13 protein-coding genes are annotated in these 16748 nt (G+C 71.5%); 7 read left to right on the forward strand and 6 right to left on the reverse strand.

All coding sequences use genetic code 11. From position 1 onward, the window contains the following. Positions 1–44: 44 nt before the first annotated feature. Positions 45–941, forward strand: a complete 897-nt coding sequence (locus OG842_RS21245; RefSeq protein ID WP_328512437.1) for a glycoside hydrolase family 19 protein — start codon at positions 45–47, stop codon at positions 939–941. A 71-nt stretch (positions 942–1012) separates the two neighbouring features. On the opposite strand, the gene OG842_RS21250 is transcribed toward OG842_RS21245, so the two are convergent. Continuing rightward, a complete protein-coding gene (locus OG842_RS21250) occupies positions 1013–2491 on the reverse strand; it encodes a helix-turn-helix domain-containing protein (protein WP_328512674.1) in 1479 nt (492 codons plus the stop codon). 338 nt (positions 2492–2829) lie between these two features. On the opposite strand from OG842_RS21250, the gene dnaN reads away from it, so the two are divergent. Beyond that, positions 2830–3975 carry a DNA polymerase III subunit beta gene (dnaN, locus tag OG842_RS21255; RefSeq protein ID WP_266731709.1) on the forward strand — a complete coding sequence of 382 codons (1146 nt, stop codon included), beginning with the start codon at positions 2830–2832 and terminating at the stop codon, positions 3973–3975. A 64-nt stretch (positions 3976–4039) separates the two neighbouring features. Here dnaN and OG842_RS21260 read toward each other — a convergent pair whose 3' ends face one another. The 3 genes from OG842_RS21260 to OG842_RS21270 all read right to left on the reverse strand — a co-directional run bounded on the left by OG842_RS21260 (position 4040) and on the right by OG842_RS21270 (position 7243). Beyond that, positions 4040–6028 (reverse strand): Ig-like domain repeat protein, encoded by a 1989-nt coding sequence (locus OG842_RS21260; protein ID WP_266731711.1) that lies wholly within the window; start codon positions 6026–6028, stop codon positions 4040–4042. Between the two features lie 145 nt (positions 6029–6173). After that, on the reverse strand, positions 6174–6410 hold the full coding sequence (locus OG842_RS21265) for a DUF397 domain-containing protein (protein ID WP_266731712.1): 237 nt from the start codon (positions 6408–6410) through the stop codon (positions 6174–6176). Then, a complete protein-coding gene (locus tag OG842_RS21270) occupies positions 6407–7243 on the reverse strand; it encodes a helix-turn-helix domain-containing protein (protein ID WP_266731713.1) in 837 nt (278 codons plus the stop codon). The genes OG842_RS21265 and OG842_RS21270 overlap by 4 nt, the downstream gene beginning before the upstream one ends. 175 nt (positions 7244–7418) lie before the next feature. On the opposite strand from OG842_RS21270, the gene OG842_RS21275 reads away from it, so the two are divergent. Further along, positions 7419–7805, forward strand: a complete 387-nt coding sequence (locus OG842_RS21275) for a hypothetical protein (RefSeq protein ID WP_266731714.1) — start codon at positions 7419–7421, stop codon at positions 7803–7805. An 88-nt stretch (positions 7806–7893) separates the two neighbouring features. Here OG842_RS21275 and OG842_RS21280 read toward each other — a convergent pair whose 3' ends face one another. Beyond that, complete coding sequence (locus OG842_RS21280; protein WP_266731716.1) at positions 7894–8592, reverse strand: hypothetical protein; 699 nt, start codon at positions 8590–8592, stop codon at positions 7894–7896. A 292-nt stretch (positions 8593–8884) separates the two neighbouring features. Here OG842_RS21280 and OG842_RS21285 point away from each other — a divergent pair, with 292 nt between their 5' ends. The 3 genes from OG842_RS21285 to OG842_RS21295 are packed head-to-tail and all read left to right on the forward strand — an operon-like array spanning position 8885 to position 13230. Next, positions 8885–10366: a DUF4331 domain-containing protein gene (locus OG842_RS21285; protein ID WP_266731718.1), complete on the forward strand. Its 1482-nt coding sequence runs from the start codon at positions 8885–8887 to the stop codon at positions 10364–10366. Continuing rightward, entirely contained in the window at positions 10363–11667 is a 1305-nt protein-coding gene (locus OG842_RS21290) for a tetratricopeptide repeat protein (RefSeq protein ID WP_266731720.1), read from the forward strand. The genes OG842_RS21285 and OG842_RS21290 overlap by 4 nt, the downstream gene beginning before the upstream one ends. 18 nt (positions 11668–11685) lie before the next feature. Next, entirely contained in the window at positions 11686–13230 is a 1545-nt protein-coding gene (locus OG842_RS21295) for a nickel transporter (protein WP_266731721.1), read from the forward strand. Here OG842_RS21295 and OG842_RS21300 read toward each other — a convergent pair whose 3' ends face one another. Further along, the gene (locus OG842_RS21300; protein WP_266731723.1) at positions 13231–15093 is read right to left on the reverse strand and encodes a serine/threonine-protein kinase; all 1863 of its coding nucleotides are present in this window, start codon (positions 15091–15093) and stop codon (positions 13231–13233) included. Between the two features lie 224 nt (positions 15094–15317). On the opposite strand from OG842_RS21300, the gene OG842_RS21305 reads away from it, so the two are divergent. Continuing rightward, complete coding sequence (locus OG842_RS21305) at positions 15318–16691, forward strand: aspartate aminotransferase family protein (protein WP_266731725.1); 1374 nt, start codon at positions 15318–15320, stop codon at positions 16689–16691. The last annotated feature ends 57 nt before the right edge of the window (positions 16692–16748 follow it).

Consider the following 16748-nt stretch of genomic DNA (forward strand, 5'->3'; position numbering starts at 1 on the left):
GGCGCACCGTCCAGTCCGGTGCGCCGCGCCGAAGGAGTGATCGCATGATCAGGCGCTTCACGGGTCTGCTGGCCGCGCTGGCCGCGGTCGTCGCAACGGTCGTCTTTCTCCCGGTGGCCAACGCGTCCGGCGCGGCGGCCGAGGCCGACTGCGCGGCCCCCTGGAACTCCTCGTCCGTGTACACCGGTGGCGGGACGGCCTCCTACAACGGACACAACTGGACCGCCAAGTGGTGGACCCAGAACGAGACCCCCGGAAGCTCCGACGTCTGGTCGGACCAGGGGGGTTGCGGCGGTGGCGGCACGGACCCGGGCAACCCGTCCGGCTTCGTCGTCAGCGAGGCGCAGTTCAACCAGATGTTCCCGAACCGGAATTCGTTCTACACGTACGAGGGGCTGACCGCGGCCCTGAGCGCCTACCCGGCCTTCGCGAACACCGGCAGCGACACCGTCAAGCGCCAGGAGGCGGCGGCGTTCCTCGCCAACGTCAGCCACGAGACGGGCGGCCTGGTGTACGTGGTCGAGCAGAACACGTCCAACTACCCCCACTACTGCGACAGCAGCCAGCCCTACGGCTGCCCGGCCGGTCAGGCCGCGTACTACGGCCGCGGCCCGATCCAGCTCAGCTGGAACTTCAACTACAAGGCCGCCGGTGACGCGCTCGGCATCGATCTGCTGGCCAACCCGTACCTGGTCGAGCAGAACGCCTCGGTCGCCTGGCAGACCGGCCTCTGGTACTGGAACACCCAGAACGGCCCCGGCACCATGACCGCCCACAACGCCATGGTGAACGGCGCCGGGTTCGGCGAGACCATCCGGTCCATCAACGGCACCCTGGAGTGCAACGGCGGCAACCCCGCCCAGGTCCAGAGCCGCATCGACCGCTACAAGGCGTTCGTGCAGATCCTCGGCACCACTCCCGGCTCCAACCTGAGCTGCTGACCAGCGGCTCCTGTTCTTCCCCACCCGGCGGGGGCGTGCCCGGCTCCGGCCGGACACGCCCCCGTTCCGGTTCAGCGGGCGGTGCCGGCCTCTGCGAGGTCCAGGGCCCGGAAGGCGAGCCACAGGTCGTAACGGGCGGTGGGCGGCTGGAGCAGTGAGCGGCCGAGGACCGATTCGAGCCGGGTGAGGCGCTTGCGGACGCCCGGCACCGAGATGCCCAGCACCTCGGCGGTACCGGCGAGTTGGGCCTCGCACTCCAGCCAGGTGCGGAGGGTCTCCCGCGGGTCGGCGGAACTCCGCGAGGTGCCCGGTCCGGCGAGCGGACGCAGTTGCTGGGCCGCCCACTCCCGTACGGCCACCACGCCCAGGATGCCGTCCAGGCCGAGCGGCGGCCGGGGCTCGCGTTCGTCCCGGCGGGCCCTGCCGGGCGCGGTGGGGGTGGCGCGGATGCGCAGGGCCAGATCGAGGGCCGCCTGGTCGCCGACCCGGTTCAGGTCCAGGCCGAGCAGTTCGCCGATCAGCCGGAGCCGGGCGGCCAGGGTGTTGCGGTGGATCTTCAGATGCTGGGTCGCGTGCGAGGAGAACGCCAGCCAGGAGGCGAGCGTCGCCGCGAGTTCCTGGCTTCCCGGGTCCTGGCTGCGCCGGGGCAGGTGCGTGAGCAACGGGTGCAGCAGCTCGTCGGCCCACAGCGCCCCGGCCGCCCCGGCGGCCACGGCCGGATCCGGCGCCGAGCCGTAACAGGCGTGCCGGGCGGGCAGCCCGCGGGCCACCGCCAGCGCGTGGAACGCCTGGCGGTAACCGGTCGCCGTGTCCGCCAGCGGCACGTCCTCGCTCACCCCCGCGACGCACTCGGTGACCGCCTCGGCGACCCGGATGCCGAGCCGCTGTTCGGCCGTGCCCGCGTCGGCCGGCACTACGAGGATCAGATGGCGGGCGTAGACCGGGCACCGGACGATCCAGGACCGCCCGCCGGAGAGCTCCGTGCAGATCCGCGCCACCTCGTCCCGGCGGCCGGGCGGGCACTCCACGACGTACACCCGGACGGGATCGGGCAGGTTGGGCTTCAGCGCGCCCGCCACCTGGTGCGCGATGGACAGCTGACCCGTCATGAGCAGATGCAGCACCGCTTCCCGGCTGCGGGACTCCGCGAGGTCGACGCGGCGCCGCTTGCGCTCCACGGCCTCCGCCGCCCAGCACATGGCGAGCGGCATCGCCACGTCGGCGAGCAGTATGGCGAGCCCGTCCGGCAGCGGGCGCGGTGCGACCACGGCCAGAATGGGGGCGGCGGCGTCCGGCCGGCCGTCCAGCGGGAACAGCAGCGCGGTGTGCGCCCCGCGGTCGAAGGAGAAGGAGCGGGCGTCGAGACCGGGCAGGTTCCTCGCGTACTCGCGTGCCAGCGCGGCCGCCTCCACGCCCGTACCGTCCGGGCTCCGGGTCACGCCGTGCAGCACGGTGCCGTCCCCGTCGAGCAGCCCGGCCCAGCCCGCCGCCCGGCCGGACACCCAGCGCAGGAGCTCCCGCGATCCGCCCGACCGGGCCAGCCGGTACATCCGCAGTACGTCATCGGCCCGTTCCCGCGCGCGCACAAGTCCTCCACCCCTGCTCAAAAACCGGAATAAAGGCTACCGGTTTGATTGTGCGGACTGATACCTGCCACGGCCCACACAGTGCTGATTGAAGCTTTCAGGTACGTACCCGAGGACCTAGAGTCCGAACACGGTTGCGGCACCCCTTGGGGGAGGGGTACGGGGGCGACAGCAGCGGCTCACGGGGGTGGCCGCTGTCGCGTCGGCCGCAACCGTTCCTCATCTTCCGTTGTCAGTGGCGGCCCCTAGTGTCGGCTCACGATCACGTCCGCGATCGAAGCCGACCGGGAGAGGCCGCCGCCATGGAATTCCGCATTGAGCGCAGCGCACTGACCGATGCCGTGGCCTGGGCGGCCCGGGTGCTGCCCACGCGCTCGCCCGTTCCCGTGCTGGGCGGCCTGCTGCTGGAGGCGGCCAATGGCCGGCTGAGCATCTCGGGGCTGGACTACGAGGCGTCCGCCCGCATCGAGGTGGAGGCGGAGACCGTACGGGCCGGGAAGGTGCTGGTCATGGGCCGGCGGCTGCTCGATGTCTGCAAGGTGCTGCCCGAGAAGGTGGTGGAGTGCGCGGTCGAGGGTTCGCGGTTCTCGCTGGCGAGTGACGGTGCCCGGTTCGGCCTCTCGGTGCTGCCCTTCGACGACTACCCGGCGCTGCCGTCGCTGCCGGAGGTGCTCGGTGCGGTGGACGCGGAGGAGTTCGCGGCGGCCGTCGCCCATGTGACGGTGGCGGCGGGCCGGGACGACTCGCTGCCGACGCTGACCGGCATCCGGCTGGCGCTGGACGGCGACACGATGACCCTGGCCGCCACGGACCGCTACCGCTTCGCGGTGCGCACCCTCTCCTGGAAGCCTGGCGTGGCTGGTGTCCCGGACGGCGCCTCGGACGGGGTCTCGGCCGATGTCGTGGTCTCCGCCCGCAGGCTCACCGAGATCGCCCGCTCCTTCGGCCGGGGCGGCATGGTCAGCCTGGCCCTGGACGGAGGTTCGGCCGGGTTCGAACTGGCCGGGATGCGTACGACGGTGCGTCTGCTCGACGGCCGGCTGCCGCGCCACGACAAGCTGTTCGCGATGACCGGCGCGGTCACGGCCGAGACGGACCGGGCGCCCCTGGTCGAGGCCGTCAAGCGGGTCGCCGTGGTCGCGGAGGGCGGCAGCCCGCTCCACCTCGTCTTCTCCGAGGGCTCGGTGCTGCTCCAGGCGGGCTACGAGGACGACGTCGCCTCCCAGCGCCTGCCCGCCTTGCTGGAGGGTGCCGAGGACCTGACGGTCGCCTTCAACCCCGCGTATCTGATGGACGCGCTGGGTTCGTTCGGCACCCCCGTGATCAGGTTCGAGCTGATGGGCCCCGGCCAGCGCGCGATGGTCACCGGCCGGACGCCCGGCGCGGACCCGGAGGGCTCCCGGCCCGCTCACCAGCATCTGCTGATGTCGGCCAAGCCGCTGCTCTAGGGTCTCGCATGCGGGGCCGGGCGATCTGCCCGACCCCGCATTCATGCCGACCACTCGTGCTTGGTCACTTCGTGAAGATGAAGTACTGCCAGGCGCCGTGCGTGGTCGAGTTCACCGTGTCGCCCGAGGTGCCGTTGACGTACGAGGCACGGACGCGCATCCGGTAGCCCGTGTCATGGGTGCCGTTCAGCGTCACGATGGTCTTCCCGTTGGTGCCGAGCTTGAAGTACTGCGAGCCCGCGTCGTACCACCTGCCCTGGTAGTACAGCTCCAGCGACAGCTTGTGCGAGCGGTTCTTGTAGTACGTCATCGTCGTCGTGAAGACCGGGTCGGTCTTCTTGTGGAAGTACCGGTACGACGTCTTGCCGATCTTCGCCGTCTTGTACTGCTTCGAGATGGAGGTGGAGACCTTCACCTTGGCGTACGCGGTCGACGTGACCTTCTTCGAGGTGTACCGGCCGTCGCCCTTGAAGACCGCGGTGACGGTGGTGTCCCGGGTCATGTCGACCGTGGTCGACAGGTTGCCCTTGGAGTTGACCTTGCCGGTCTTCACCAGCTTGTTCGGCTTGTCCGACCCGAACGGGTCCACCCACAGCTCGACGGTGCGGTTCTTGTACGTCTTGCCGAGGTGCGCCGTGAACGTCACGTCGGCGCCGTACGAGTACAGCGCCTTGTTGTGGTTCAGGGTCAGCGAGGTGACCGTCCGGGGCACGGCGACCTTGTCGGAGCCGGAGGCCGCGGAGTGGGTGGCGTCGCCCGCGTACGAGACCTTGTACGTGACCTGGCCACCGGCGGTCGGGGTGTCGGTGAAGGAGAAGCTGCCGTCGGACTTCAGCGCCACCGAGGGCAGCGCCTTGCCCTTGGGCGACTCGATGTCCGTACGCGTCACGGTGGCCTTGGCGCCCGCCGGGAACGCGCCGTCGGACTTCACCCGGCCGGTGACGGTGAGCTTCTTGCCGAGCGCGGAGTTCGCCGGGGCGTCGACCGTGACGGTGCTCGCGGACTTCACGGCGTCGGTGAGCACCCGCAGCGAACGGGTGCCATTGCTGCTCGCGGTGACCGCGAACAGCCGGCTGGTGTCCGGCGCCCAGGCCAGCCCGGCAGGCACCAGGAGGTCCGAACCGCTGCTGGTACCGGTGTTGGGGAAGTCGTACGTCCGGATCGGCTTGGTGGTGTCCTGCTTGTAGACGTACACGTCCGGCTCGTAGGAACCGTCGATGCCCGCGGCGACCGTCCCGTCCGGGGCGATGTCCACGGCGTTCGGGTACGCGTCGGACGGATACGTGGTCCCGGGCGTGAGGTCCGAGGTCCGGTACGCCTGGTGGTGGTACGGGTACCCGCTGGCCACCACGACCTGCTGTCCGTCCGGGCTCAGCGCCAGGTCGCGCAGGTTGCCCCCGTCGGTGCGCACGTGCGCGGTCCGCGTGGCCGTCCCCGAGGCGACGTCGTACACGGCCAGCTCCGTCGGGCTCTGGCTCTCGATCCCGGCGGCCAGCGTGTCCGGCGCACCGGGCGCGGACGCCAGGGTCGGGGCCGAGTACCAGGTGCGGTCCGGGTCCTGGTCCAGGGTGACGACCGGCTCGGCGCCGGACAGGTCGAGCGACCCGATGTTGCCCTCGGCCGCCGCCCCGTAGCCGAACCAGAGCTTGCCGCCCGCCAGCGCCGGGTGCTTCGGGTCGGTGCCCTCGCCGGTCGCGTACCGGGCGGACTCCGTGAGCCCGGCCGTGTCGATGGTGACGATCGCGTCGGCACCCGGCACGGCGGCGTACAGCGTGCCGGAGTCGGCGGAGAGTTCGAGGCCGGTCACGCCCGGCAGAGAGGCGATGGTGCCGACGACCGCGCCGTTGTAGTCGGTGACGAGCACCTTGCCGCCGGTCGGGTCACTGATGAAGACCCGCTTGTGCACACCGTCCGCGACGATGTCGCCGACCGAAGCGGCGGGAATGACCTTGGTGGAGTCGGCAGCGGCCGGATTCGCCGCACCGCCGATCAGAACTACGGAACTGAAGAGAACCGCGAGCGAGGTCGCGGCCGAGATTCTGCGCGTGCGCAAAATTGTTTACCCCCACGGTAAGAGAGGGCCGTGGCACCCGAGATGAGAGGGGTGCGGCCCACGAACGCAGGGTATGCCATGGCGTCCACAACTCCTACACATTTACGGGGCCGGGGCAGGACGCCTTCCCCGGCCCCGCGAAACGTCAGTCCGCCCAGGTGAGGAACGCCGCCCAGGCGCCGGGAGCGACCGCGAAGGTGGGCCCGCAGGGCACCTTGGAGTCCCGGATGTGGACGGCATGGGGGCAGGTGGCGACCTCGATGCACTCGCCGCCGTTGGCTGCGCTGTACGAGGACTTGCGCCAGCCGAAGGCCACCTCGATGCAGTTGCCGCCGCCGCTGTCGCTGTAGCTGGACTTGAACCACCGAAGGGTGTTGCTCATTCCTCGTCTCCTGCCAACCGCTTGATGAGGCCCAGCGATTCACGAGGGCCCAGGGCCTGTGATCGGATCTTCGCATATCGCCGGGCGCGCGTGCTCACCTCAGCGGGATCGCCGATCAGCAGGCTTTCGTCCTGAACCTCCAAGAAGAGCAGGCGCTCGTGATCCGGGGTCTCGATCAGGTTCATGTCCCCTCGGTCTCCAGCGTGCTCTCCGCTCAGTCCGCAGTCCAGCGGCAGTACCTGAAGCGTGACGTTGCGGCGTTGCGCGCATTTCGCGAGGTGCCGCATCTGGCCCCGCATGATTTCCTCGCTGCCGATGGCCCGAGTCAGTACGGACTCCTCCAGGATCAGCTCGATCAGGGCCGTCGGCTCTCGGTCGAACAGTGCCCCGCGAGCGGTCCGCGCCTCGACCAGCTCCTCCACCCGCGAGTCGGACAGTGCTGGGTAGCCGCCTCCGATAAGAGCCCGCGCGTACGCCTCCGTCTGGAAAAGCCCATGAACCACAAATGCGGAGTACAGCTCAAGCCTGACCGCGCTTTGCTCAAGTAGCGGGTAGTTCTTGAACTGCGGCGGATACGCCTCCATCCGCATGTACAGCCGCGCCCGCTCGAACACGCCCATGCCGTCCCCGAGTACCCGCTCCACCCCCGCCAACATGTCGTCGCTCGCGGGCTGTGCACACGTCTCCATGGCGCTCACCGCCGCCGCCGAGAAGTCGATCTCTTTTCCGAGCTGTTCCTGAGTCAGCTTCTTCCGCATGCGGGCATTTTTGGCCACATCGGCCACCAACTTGGCTGTCGGACTAGCCGTTTCCTTGTTTTCCGCTCGCGCCATTGCGATCCCTTTTCGACTCAACCGGTCTCAACCGGTCACTACCCAGCCCAGCCGAACTCAACTGAGGTTCAGGGGAGTTAGCGCAGGTCAACGGGTGTGCGACGCCCCTCGTCAGTCACGTAAAACGGTAGCCAACCAGGGTCAGACTGGTCCTGTGAATGGGCCGAAAAGTGAAATGAACCTCCAGTGGATTCCGTACTCCGGATTTCAACTGCGCAGAGCAGGCGTGCAATTCGACGCCGTACGCGTGGACGGGGAAGAAGGGCGTCGGCTGGCCGGGTTGATGGAGGCGATCACGGGAGGCGAGCCCGGCCCCGTCGTCACCGAGGCGAACGGGCGGCGGGCGGTGTACTTCCTCGTCCCGGTGGGGAGCACGGAGAGCAAACCGTGGCCGGCGGGGGTGACCCGGCTCAACGCGACTGCGGGCCGGATCAGTTACGTACCGATCCCCGCGCTGAGCGGCCGGACCTGGCCACTGGCCTGGCACTTCCCGCCCATGGCGCCCGACCGGTTCGTCCACACGATGCTGCTGCTGCACGCCGCGACCGCCCTGCTCTGCTGACCGGGCGTGGGCAGCACGAAACGGCCGACGCCCGGCCGGCCCCCGCGAACGGGACCCGGACGGGCGTCGACCGAGACGGAAGAGCCGGTCAGAAGCTCGGGAAACCGATGGGCGAGGAGGTCTGGCCCGGGATGTAGTCGAAGTTCGGCGTGAGCGTGCCGAGCAGGCTGCCGACGCGAGGACCCGGACGACCCGTCACCTGGGCGAACAGCGTCGATGCCTCGGCGGTGAAGCGGAACGGCACCTTCTCCAGCCGGAAGCCCGTGGGGCTCGGGCGGGCGCCGAGCAGCACCTCGGCGGGGGTCGTGTCCGCGATCATCACCTCGTCGGCGATCGGCACACCGTTCACCGCCACCCCGGCGGAGTAGCCCGGGGTCGGCATCACACGGATGTACGTCGGCTTCAACGTGATGGTCTTGTTCGAGGCGGCGTGATGGAAGTTGAGGCCACCGGGGTAGAAGATGCGGCCCCGGGAGTCGAGGCCGTCACCCGCCGTCGAACCGATCGGCATGGAGAAGCCCCGGGCGTCCGCGTCCATCACGAACGGGCTGATGGCCTCCAGCGTGATGCCCTCGGTCCGCATCCAGGTCAGCAGTTCCGGGCTGAGCTCCACCTGGGCGTCTCCCCACGGGGAGATGTACACGCCGGGGAACGGGTCGGCAATCGCCGTGTGGGGGGCGGGGGCGGACTTCGAGTCGGCCGCTCCGGCCGATGCCAGGCCGAGCGGCACGCTGAGTGCGGCCACTGCGGCGAGGGCGGTGAGACGGCGGATTGCGCGCATGCTCATGGGGCCTTCCTGATCTGATGGTGCGTGGGGGGAGTTGCCGGACGGAGCTGTCCGAGCGGCCCAACAGCTTGTATGGAAAGTGGAGTTGACCGATTGACGTGGAAGCGTCATGGTTCTCGACCGCCCGTCGGGCATGTCCATCAATGCGTACATACGCGCGCGGTCAAACGGTCCTTAGACCGCCCGGCGGAAAAGCTCCACGCGATTGGCGGCGATCGGCGCGCTGAGTTCGCATCATGATCAACAGCGCACCAGTCTGGGCGGACTCCCCCACCGAGCACTGGAGCGTCGCATGTCCGCAACTGCCCGACAGCCACGCCGTTTTCCATCCGGCCGTCTCGCCGCACTGACCGCCACCGCCGCCGCACTGACCGCCGCGTCCCTGTGGGGACCGCTGACCGGAAGCAGCGAGGCGGGCGGCCACATCGACGCTCCCTCGTCGGTGCTGGACACGGCGGCGGACCTCACCGACGTGTACGCGTTCAGCAGCCCCGACAACCCCGACATGGTCACCCTCATCGCGAACGTCCGGCCGTTCGAGATGCCCGGGACCGCGCTGAACGCATTGGTGGACTATCCGTTCGCGACGGGTGCGCGGTACGAGATCCACACGGACGCCGACGGTGACGGGGCACCCGACACCACGTACCGCTGGACCTTCCGGGACGACGACCGCAGACCCTTCGGGCTCGGGCCCAAGGTCGGTCCGGCGCCGGTGACTTCGCTGGACGACCGGTCGCTCGGGGTGCGTCAGAAGTACAACCTGGAGCGGGTCACGGCGGGCGGCGCCGGCCAGACGCTGCTGAGCGACGCGATCGCCGCGCCCACCAACACCGGCCGGTTCCTGATGCCGGACTACGGCAAGCTGCGCGCGCAGGCGATCCGCAGGCTGCCGGGCGGCGGCCAGACCCTCGCGAGCCAGGTCGCGGACTCGTTCAAGGCGGACACCCAGGTCTTCGGCCTGTACACGGTCGGGACGCGGGGGCCCGTGCCCGGCTGGCTGCCGGACGCCCAGCCGCTGTCGGTGCTCAATGTGAACAGCCTGATCATCCAGGTGCCCAAGAGCGAGGTGGCGCTGAAGGGCGACCCGGCGCGCAACCCGGTGATCGGGGTGTGGGCGAGCGTCTCCAGGCCGGGCGCGGACCTGGGCCGCAGCCTGGCGAAGCAGGCCCCGACGTTCCGTCAGGTCTCGCGGCAGGGCAATCCGCACCTGGCGTTCACGGTGTACGGCTCCACCATCGGCCTCGCCAGGCCGGGCGGGCCCGAGGACCGCTTCCAGGCACGGGCGCCGAAGGACGACCACCTGGAGAACGAGTTCCTCGCCGACACCCTGGACCCGGTACCGCCGCACCGCATCCAGGCGGCCCAGGGGTACCCGGCACCGGCGACCCCGCGCACCGACATCCAGGCCCTGTTCCTGAAGGGCCTCGGCGCGGACAACGGCTCGAAGTTCGGCTTCGACCTGAACACCCACACCATGAACGCGGACGCCGACCGCAGCCGCATCGTGATGGCCGAGGAACTGCGGCTGAACCTGACGACGCCGATCACCGCCGCACCCCGTGCCATGGGCGTCCTCGACGGCGACCGGCAGGGCTTCCCCAACGGGCGCCGGCTCAACGACAACATCGACGGGCCGCTGCTGCGGATGCTGGAGGGCGAACCCGCCCAGCCGTCGCCGCCCGGACTGCTGCCGGAGCCGGTGGTCGCCCTGGAGGTCGCCGACGCGCAGAGCACCTTCCCGTACCTCAACCTCCCGCACGCGGGCCCGTGAGGCTTCCGATCTCCGCGGCGGGCGCGGCGGTGGCCGTCGCCGGGTGCGTGGCGGGACTGCTGTACCTCGGTCCCGGCACGGGAAACCGCCCGACAGCCACCGCCCCGCGGGCCGGTGCGGCGCCCGACGCCGTGGCCCGCGCGGTCGCCACGGCCCGCAAGCGCACGGAGCGCTACCCGGACGATCCGACGGGCTGGTCGGGCCTGGCGCGGGCGGAGGTCGAACAGGCCCGCGTCACGCTCGACGCGGGCCGGCTCGACGCGGCCGACGAGGCCCTGCGCCGCTCGCTGGCCCTCAAGCGCAAGGACAACTACGCCGCGGTGACGGGCCAGGGGCTGGTGGCCAACGCCCGCCACGAGTTCGCGGACGGCCGGAAGTTCGGGCTGAGCGCCACCCGGATGGCGCCGGACCGGGCGGACGGCTACGCGGTGCTGGCCGACGCGGAGATCCAGCTCGGCCACTACCAGGCGGCCAGGTCGGCCGTGCAGCGCCTGCTGGACATCGCTCCGGCGGGGGCCGCGTACAGCAGGGCGGCGTACGACCTGGAGACCAACGGCCGGCCGGAGGACGCCGCGATCGCGCTGGGGAGGGCGTTGGAAAGTGCGGCCACCGCCGACGAACGGGCCTTCGCGGAGGCCCGGTTGGGTGACCTGGCCTGGAACGAGGGCGCGGTGGACCGGGCCGAGTGGCGCTTCCGGCGGGCGGTGGACGCCGTACCCGGGCATCCGTACGGGGAGGCCGGGCTGGCCAAGGTGTACGCGGTGCGCGGTGACACGGCGAAGGCCCTGGGCATGTACCGGCGGCTGGTGGCGCGGACGCCGTTGCCGCAGTTCCTGGCGGAGGCCGTGGAGCTGGGCGGGGGCGGGGAGCGAATGCGGGGGGAGAAGGCGGCGCTGGACGCGCAGGTGCGGCTGCTGCGCGCCTCCGGCGGGCCGGTCGACCCGCATCTCGCCCTGTATGTGGCCGACCACGGGGACCCGGAGGTCGCGGTGGAGCTGATGCGCGGGGAGTGGATGCGGTCCCGGAGCGTGATCGTGGCCGATGCGCTGGGCTGGGCGCTGCACCGCGCGGGGCACGACGCGGAGGCCGTCGGGTACGCCCGGCAGGCGGCGCGGACGGGGTGGGGCAACGCGCTGTTCCGGTACCACCGGGGCGCGATCGAGCACACTCTCGGGCTGCCCGAGGGCGACCGCCACCTGCGGGAGGCGCTCGCCCTGAACCCGAACTTCTCGCCGTACCACGCTCCGTTGGCCACCCGAATGCTGAAGCAGAAGGCCCAGCAGAAGAACCGACAGAACTGAGTTCTCGCGTTGTTGTTGATGACGAAGCGGATCGGCGGTGCGGTGCCTGCCGCGCTGCTCCTCTGCCTGACCACGGCACCGCAGGTGCACGCCCAACCCGCCCATCCCCTGGGGAACTTCAGCCTGAATCATTACGACGGGCTGCGGCTCGTGCCGGACGGGATCGAGGACACGGCCGTCGTCGACAGCGCGGAGATCCCCACCGCCCAGGACGAGGAGGCCACCGACCGGGACCGGGACGGGAGGGTCTCGGCGGCGGAGGCCGCCGCCCGCGCGAAGGCCCGGTGCGCGGAACTGGCCGGGCGGACCCGGGCCTCGGTGGGCGGCGAGGCGCTCGACTGGCACGTCGGGCGCGCCTCCCTGACGTACGGGAAAGGGGCGGCGGGCCTGCCCATCGCCCGGCTGACCTGTGTACTGCGGGCGGACGCCGATCTGTCGGGGCCCGCCGACGTGACGTTCGCCTCGGGGGCGGAGGCGGCGCGGACGGGCTGGAAGGAGATCACGGCGGTCGGGAGCGGGGTGCGGCTGGTCGACTCCTCGGTGCCGGAGCGCAGTTCGAGCGATGCGCTGCGAAGCTACCCGACGGGTGGGGACGGCGGGCGGTCGTCGGGCGTGGTCGATGCGCGGATCCGTACGGAGCCGGGTGCGGCGGGTACGGGGGGAGGGGCGGGTGCCGGCGGGTCCCGGCTGCCCGGCGCGGCCCCGGCCGTGGACCGGGGGGCGATTCTCTTCCCGGCGCTGGAGGACCGGCTCACCGGTCTGACGTCGGGCCGCGACCTGACGGTGCCGGTGGGCCTGCTCGCGGTCCTGCTGACGATGCTCCTGGGTGCGGGGCACGCGGCGTTGCCGGGGCACGCGAAGCTCGCCGTCGCCGCCTGCCTGGCACGGAAGGAGGGCGGCGTGCGGGCCGCGTTCGCGGTGGGTGCGACGGTGACGGTGACCCACACGGCGGGGGTGCTGGCGGTGGGGCTGGTGCTGACGGCGGGGGGCGGCTTCCTGGGGGAGCGGCTGCTGGGGTGGCTGGGGGCGGTGAGCGGGGCGGTGATCGCGGTGCTGGGCACGGGACTCGTGGTGACGGCGGTACGCGCACTGCGGACGGGGCACCGGGCTTCGCACAGCCATGGACACGGGCATGGGCATGGGCACGGGCACGGACATGGACACGGGCACAGCCATGCGCGTGCGCACGCGCATGGGCATCACCACGATCACGATCACGGGTCTGATCACGGGCGTTCCCGTCGTACCGGGCTGCCCGCGCTGCTCGGGGTCGGGCTGGCGGGCGGGCTGGTGCCCAGTCCGTCCGCGCTGGTCGTCCTGCTGGGGGCCGTCGCGCTCAGCCGTACGTTCTTCGGCGTCCTGCTGGTCGTCGGCTACGGCGTCGGCATGGCGCTCACCCTCACCTCCGCCGGGCTGCTGCTGGCCGGCGGCAGTAACCGGCTCGCCGTCCTGGGCGAGCGGCGGCTGCCCGCCCTGCGGCGCTACACCCCGTACGGGAGCGTCCTGAGCGCGCTGGCCGTCCTCGCGGTGGGAATCGGCCTCACGGTGCGCAGTCTGGCCTGATCAGTCGTCCTTCGTGTACGTGAGCTGCTCGCCGTTGTCGTTGTTCTCGCGGCGCAGCGAACCGTCCGGGAGCAGGGTGAGCGTGGTGGCCTTGCCCGCCGTGCAGGACGTCATGGGCTCGCCCACCGTGACCGTGGAGGGGCCGACCTCGACGGGGCCGCCCGGGGCCGGCTCCGTGGTCAGCTCGGCCTGGAAGACGCAGTGGTAGGTGCCGCCGGTGTCGAGCGGGCCGTCCGCGGTGAGGGTGAGGACGCTCTGTCCGACCGTTCCCTGCTGGATGACGAGCTTCCTGGTGGAGTGGCCGGCCGCGTTCTCGATGGAGCCCGACCAGGTGCCGAGGTAGCCGGACGGGATGGAGCCGTCGCTGTTCTTCTTGCCGTCGCTGGGGGAGGGGTCCGGCGAGGACGGGTCGTCGGTCCCGGGGGAGTCCGACGAGGTGTCCGTGGGGGGCGCGGAGCCGGTGGGGCCCGGGGTGGGTCCCACCGGCTTGCCGTTCATGAGCGCGTAGACGGATCCGCCCGCCCCTACCGCGACGAGCAGGGCGACGGCGATGAGCGCGATGGTCGAGCCCCTCCGGCGCCGGGCCGGTTCGGGGGCGGGCTGCTGCGGAGCGGTGGGGTAGCCGGGGCCGGGGCCGTAGGGGGGCGTGCTGCCGAATCCGGGCTGCTGCTGGTGGTACTGCTGCTGCGGCGGGTATCCGTAGCCGGCGGGGGGCTGCTGGGGGCCGAAGCCCTGGCCGGGGTGCGGCGGGTATCCGTAGGCGGGGGCGGGCGTGGGGACAGCCGTGGGGGCGGGCGTGGGCGTGGGGACGTGCGTGGGAGGGGTGAGCGTCGGCATGGGCGCGGGCGTGGGCGGCGCGGGCTCCGGGGATGCGGCGGGCGCCGGGGGCGTCTGTGGCTCCTGGGGCGCGGCCTCCGCCGGGCTCTCCTCCGGGTCCTCGGAGTCCAGCAACTCCACCGCATGACGGCCGAGTTGGGCTATCAGGGCGCCCGGGAGCCAGGGTTCCGCCGTGTCGCCGTCGGCCAGGCGCTCCAGGATCGCGTCCGTCGTCGGACGGGCGGCCGGGTCCTTGTGCAGGCAGTCCCGGACCAGTTCGACGAGGTCCACGGGAACGCCGGTCAGGTCCGGTTCCTCCTGCGCGATCCGGAACATCTGCGCGTGCGGGTTGCTGTCGGACGGCCCGAACGGAAGCCGGCCGGTCGAGGCGTACGCCAGTACCGAGCCGAGACAGAACACGTCGCACGCCGGGGTGACCCGCTCGCCCCGCACCTGCTCGGGCGACATGAAACCGGGCGATCCGACCAGGGCCCCGGTACGGGTGACGGCGCCGTCGATGACGGTGTCCAGTGCGCGGGCTATGCCGAAGTCGATGACGCGCGGCCCGTCGATCGTCAGCAGGATGTTGGAGGGCTTGAGGTCGCGGTGGACGATCCCGGCGGCGTGGATGTCCTGGAGGGCGTGGGCGAGACCGGCCCCCAGGATGTGGACCGAACGTTCCGGCAGGGGACCGTACGCGCCGGAGGCCGCCCCCTCGGGGGTGCGCGCACGGCCGGTGACGGTGGCGTGCAGGGAGGGGCCGGCGACGTAGCCGGTGGCGACCCAGGGCACGGCGGCCTCGGTGTCGGCGTCCAGCACGGGGGCGGTCCAGACGGATCCGACCTGGCGGGCGGCCCGTACCTCGTGGCGGAAGCGGTCGCGGAACTCCTGCTCCTCGGCGAGTTCGCCCCGTACCAGCTTGATCGCTACGGTGCGGCCGCGGTCGGACCGGGCCAGATAGACCTGGCCCATGCCGCCGGCGCCGAGACGGCCCAGCAGCCGGTACGCGCCGATGGCACGCGGATCCTGTGGCGTCAGGCTCTGCATGGCGCTGAACGTCCTTCCCCCGGGTTCGAACTGAGCGATGCCTCGCGTGGCTCGCTCGATCATAGGGATCCACGCAGCGCGTGGCCGGGCCGGTTGCGATCCGGGCTCCCTCCGTTCCGCCCCGGCCCCGTACGGCGGCAACCCGACACCCTGCCCAGCGGAGCGCCCCACGCCATACAAGGTGGCCATGTCGACCCGCTCCCGGTACCGCCTACGCTCGCCGCATGACCCCTCATGCCCCGCATGCACCGCATGTCGACCCCGCTGCCGGTGCGGCCGTGAAGGCCGCCGACCGCGCGCACGTGTTCCACTCCTGGTCCGCCCAGGGCCTGATCGACCCGCTCGCCGTCGCCGGCGCCGAGGGGGCGTACTTCTGGGACTACGACGGCAACCGCTACCTGGACTTCACCAGCGGTCTCGTCTACACCAACATCGGTTACCAGCACCCCACCGTCGTCGCCGCGATCCAGGAGCAGGCGGGCAAGCTCGCCACCTTCGCCCCCGCGTTCGCGATCGAGGCGCGCTCCGAGGCCGCACGCCTCATCGCCGAGCGCACCCCCGGCGACCTGGACAAGATCTTCTTCACCAACGGCGGTGCCGAGGCCGTCGAGAACGCCGTCCGGATGGCCCGGCTGCACACCGGCCGTTCGAAGGTGCTCTCCGCCTACCGCTCGTACCACGGCGCCACCTCCACCGCGATCAACCTGACCGGTGACCCGCGCCGCTGGCCGTCCGACAACGGCTCGGCGGGCGTCGTCCGCTTCTGGGCGCCGTTCCTCTACCGCTCGCCGTTCCACGCCGAGACCGAGGCCGAGGAGTGTGCCCGCGCGCTCCAGCACCTTGAGGACACCCTCGCCTTCGAGGGCCCCGGCACCATAGCCGCGATCATCCTGGAGACGATCCCCGGCACCGCGGGCATCATGACGCCGCCGCCCGGCTACCTCGCGGGCGTCCGCGAGATCTGCGACCGGTACGGCATCGTCTTCATCCTCGACGAGGTCATGGCCGGTTTCGGCCGCACCGGCAAGTGGTTCGCCGCCGACCACTTCGACGTGGTGCCGGACCTGATGACCTTCGCCAAGGGCGTCAACTCCGGTTATGTGCCGCTCGGCGGCGTCGCGATCTCCGCCGAGATCGCCGCGACCTTCGAGACCCGCGCCTACCCGGGCGGACTCACGTACTCCGGTCACCCGCTGGCCTGCGCGGCCGCCGTCGCCACCATTCACGTGATGGAGGACGAGAAGGTCATCGAGAACGCCGCCCACATCGGCGAGACGGTCCTCGGCCCCGGCCTGCGCGAACTCGCCGAGCGCCACCCGTCGGTCGGCGAGGTCCGCGGCCTCGGCGCGTTCTGGGCGCTGGACCTGGTCCGCAACAAGGAGACCCGCGAGCCGCTGGTCCCGTACAACGCGGCGGGCGAGGCCAACGCGCCGATGGCGGCCTTCGGTGCCGCGGCCAAGAAGAACGGCCTGTGGCCCTTCATCAACATGAACCGCACGCACGCCGTTCCGGCCTGCAACATCACCGAGGCCGAGGCCAAGGAGGGCCTCGCTGCCCTCGACGCGGCGCTCTCGGTCGCGGACGAGCACACAGCGTGACCCGTGCCCGCGGGGCCGCCTAGCACGCGCCCCGCGGTACGACGCCCCTCCCCTGCC

Origin of the sequence: Streptomyces sp. NBC_00376 (assembly GCF_036077095.1) — a bacterium.
Lineage (GTDB): Bacteria > Actinomycetota > Actinomycetes > Streptomycetales > Streptomycetaceae > Streptomyces.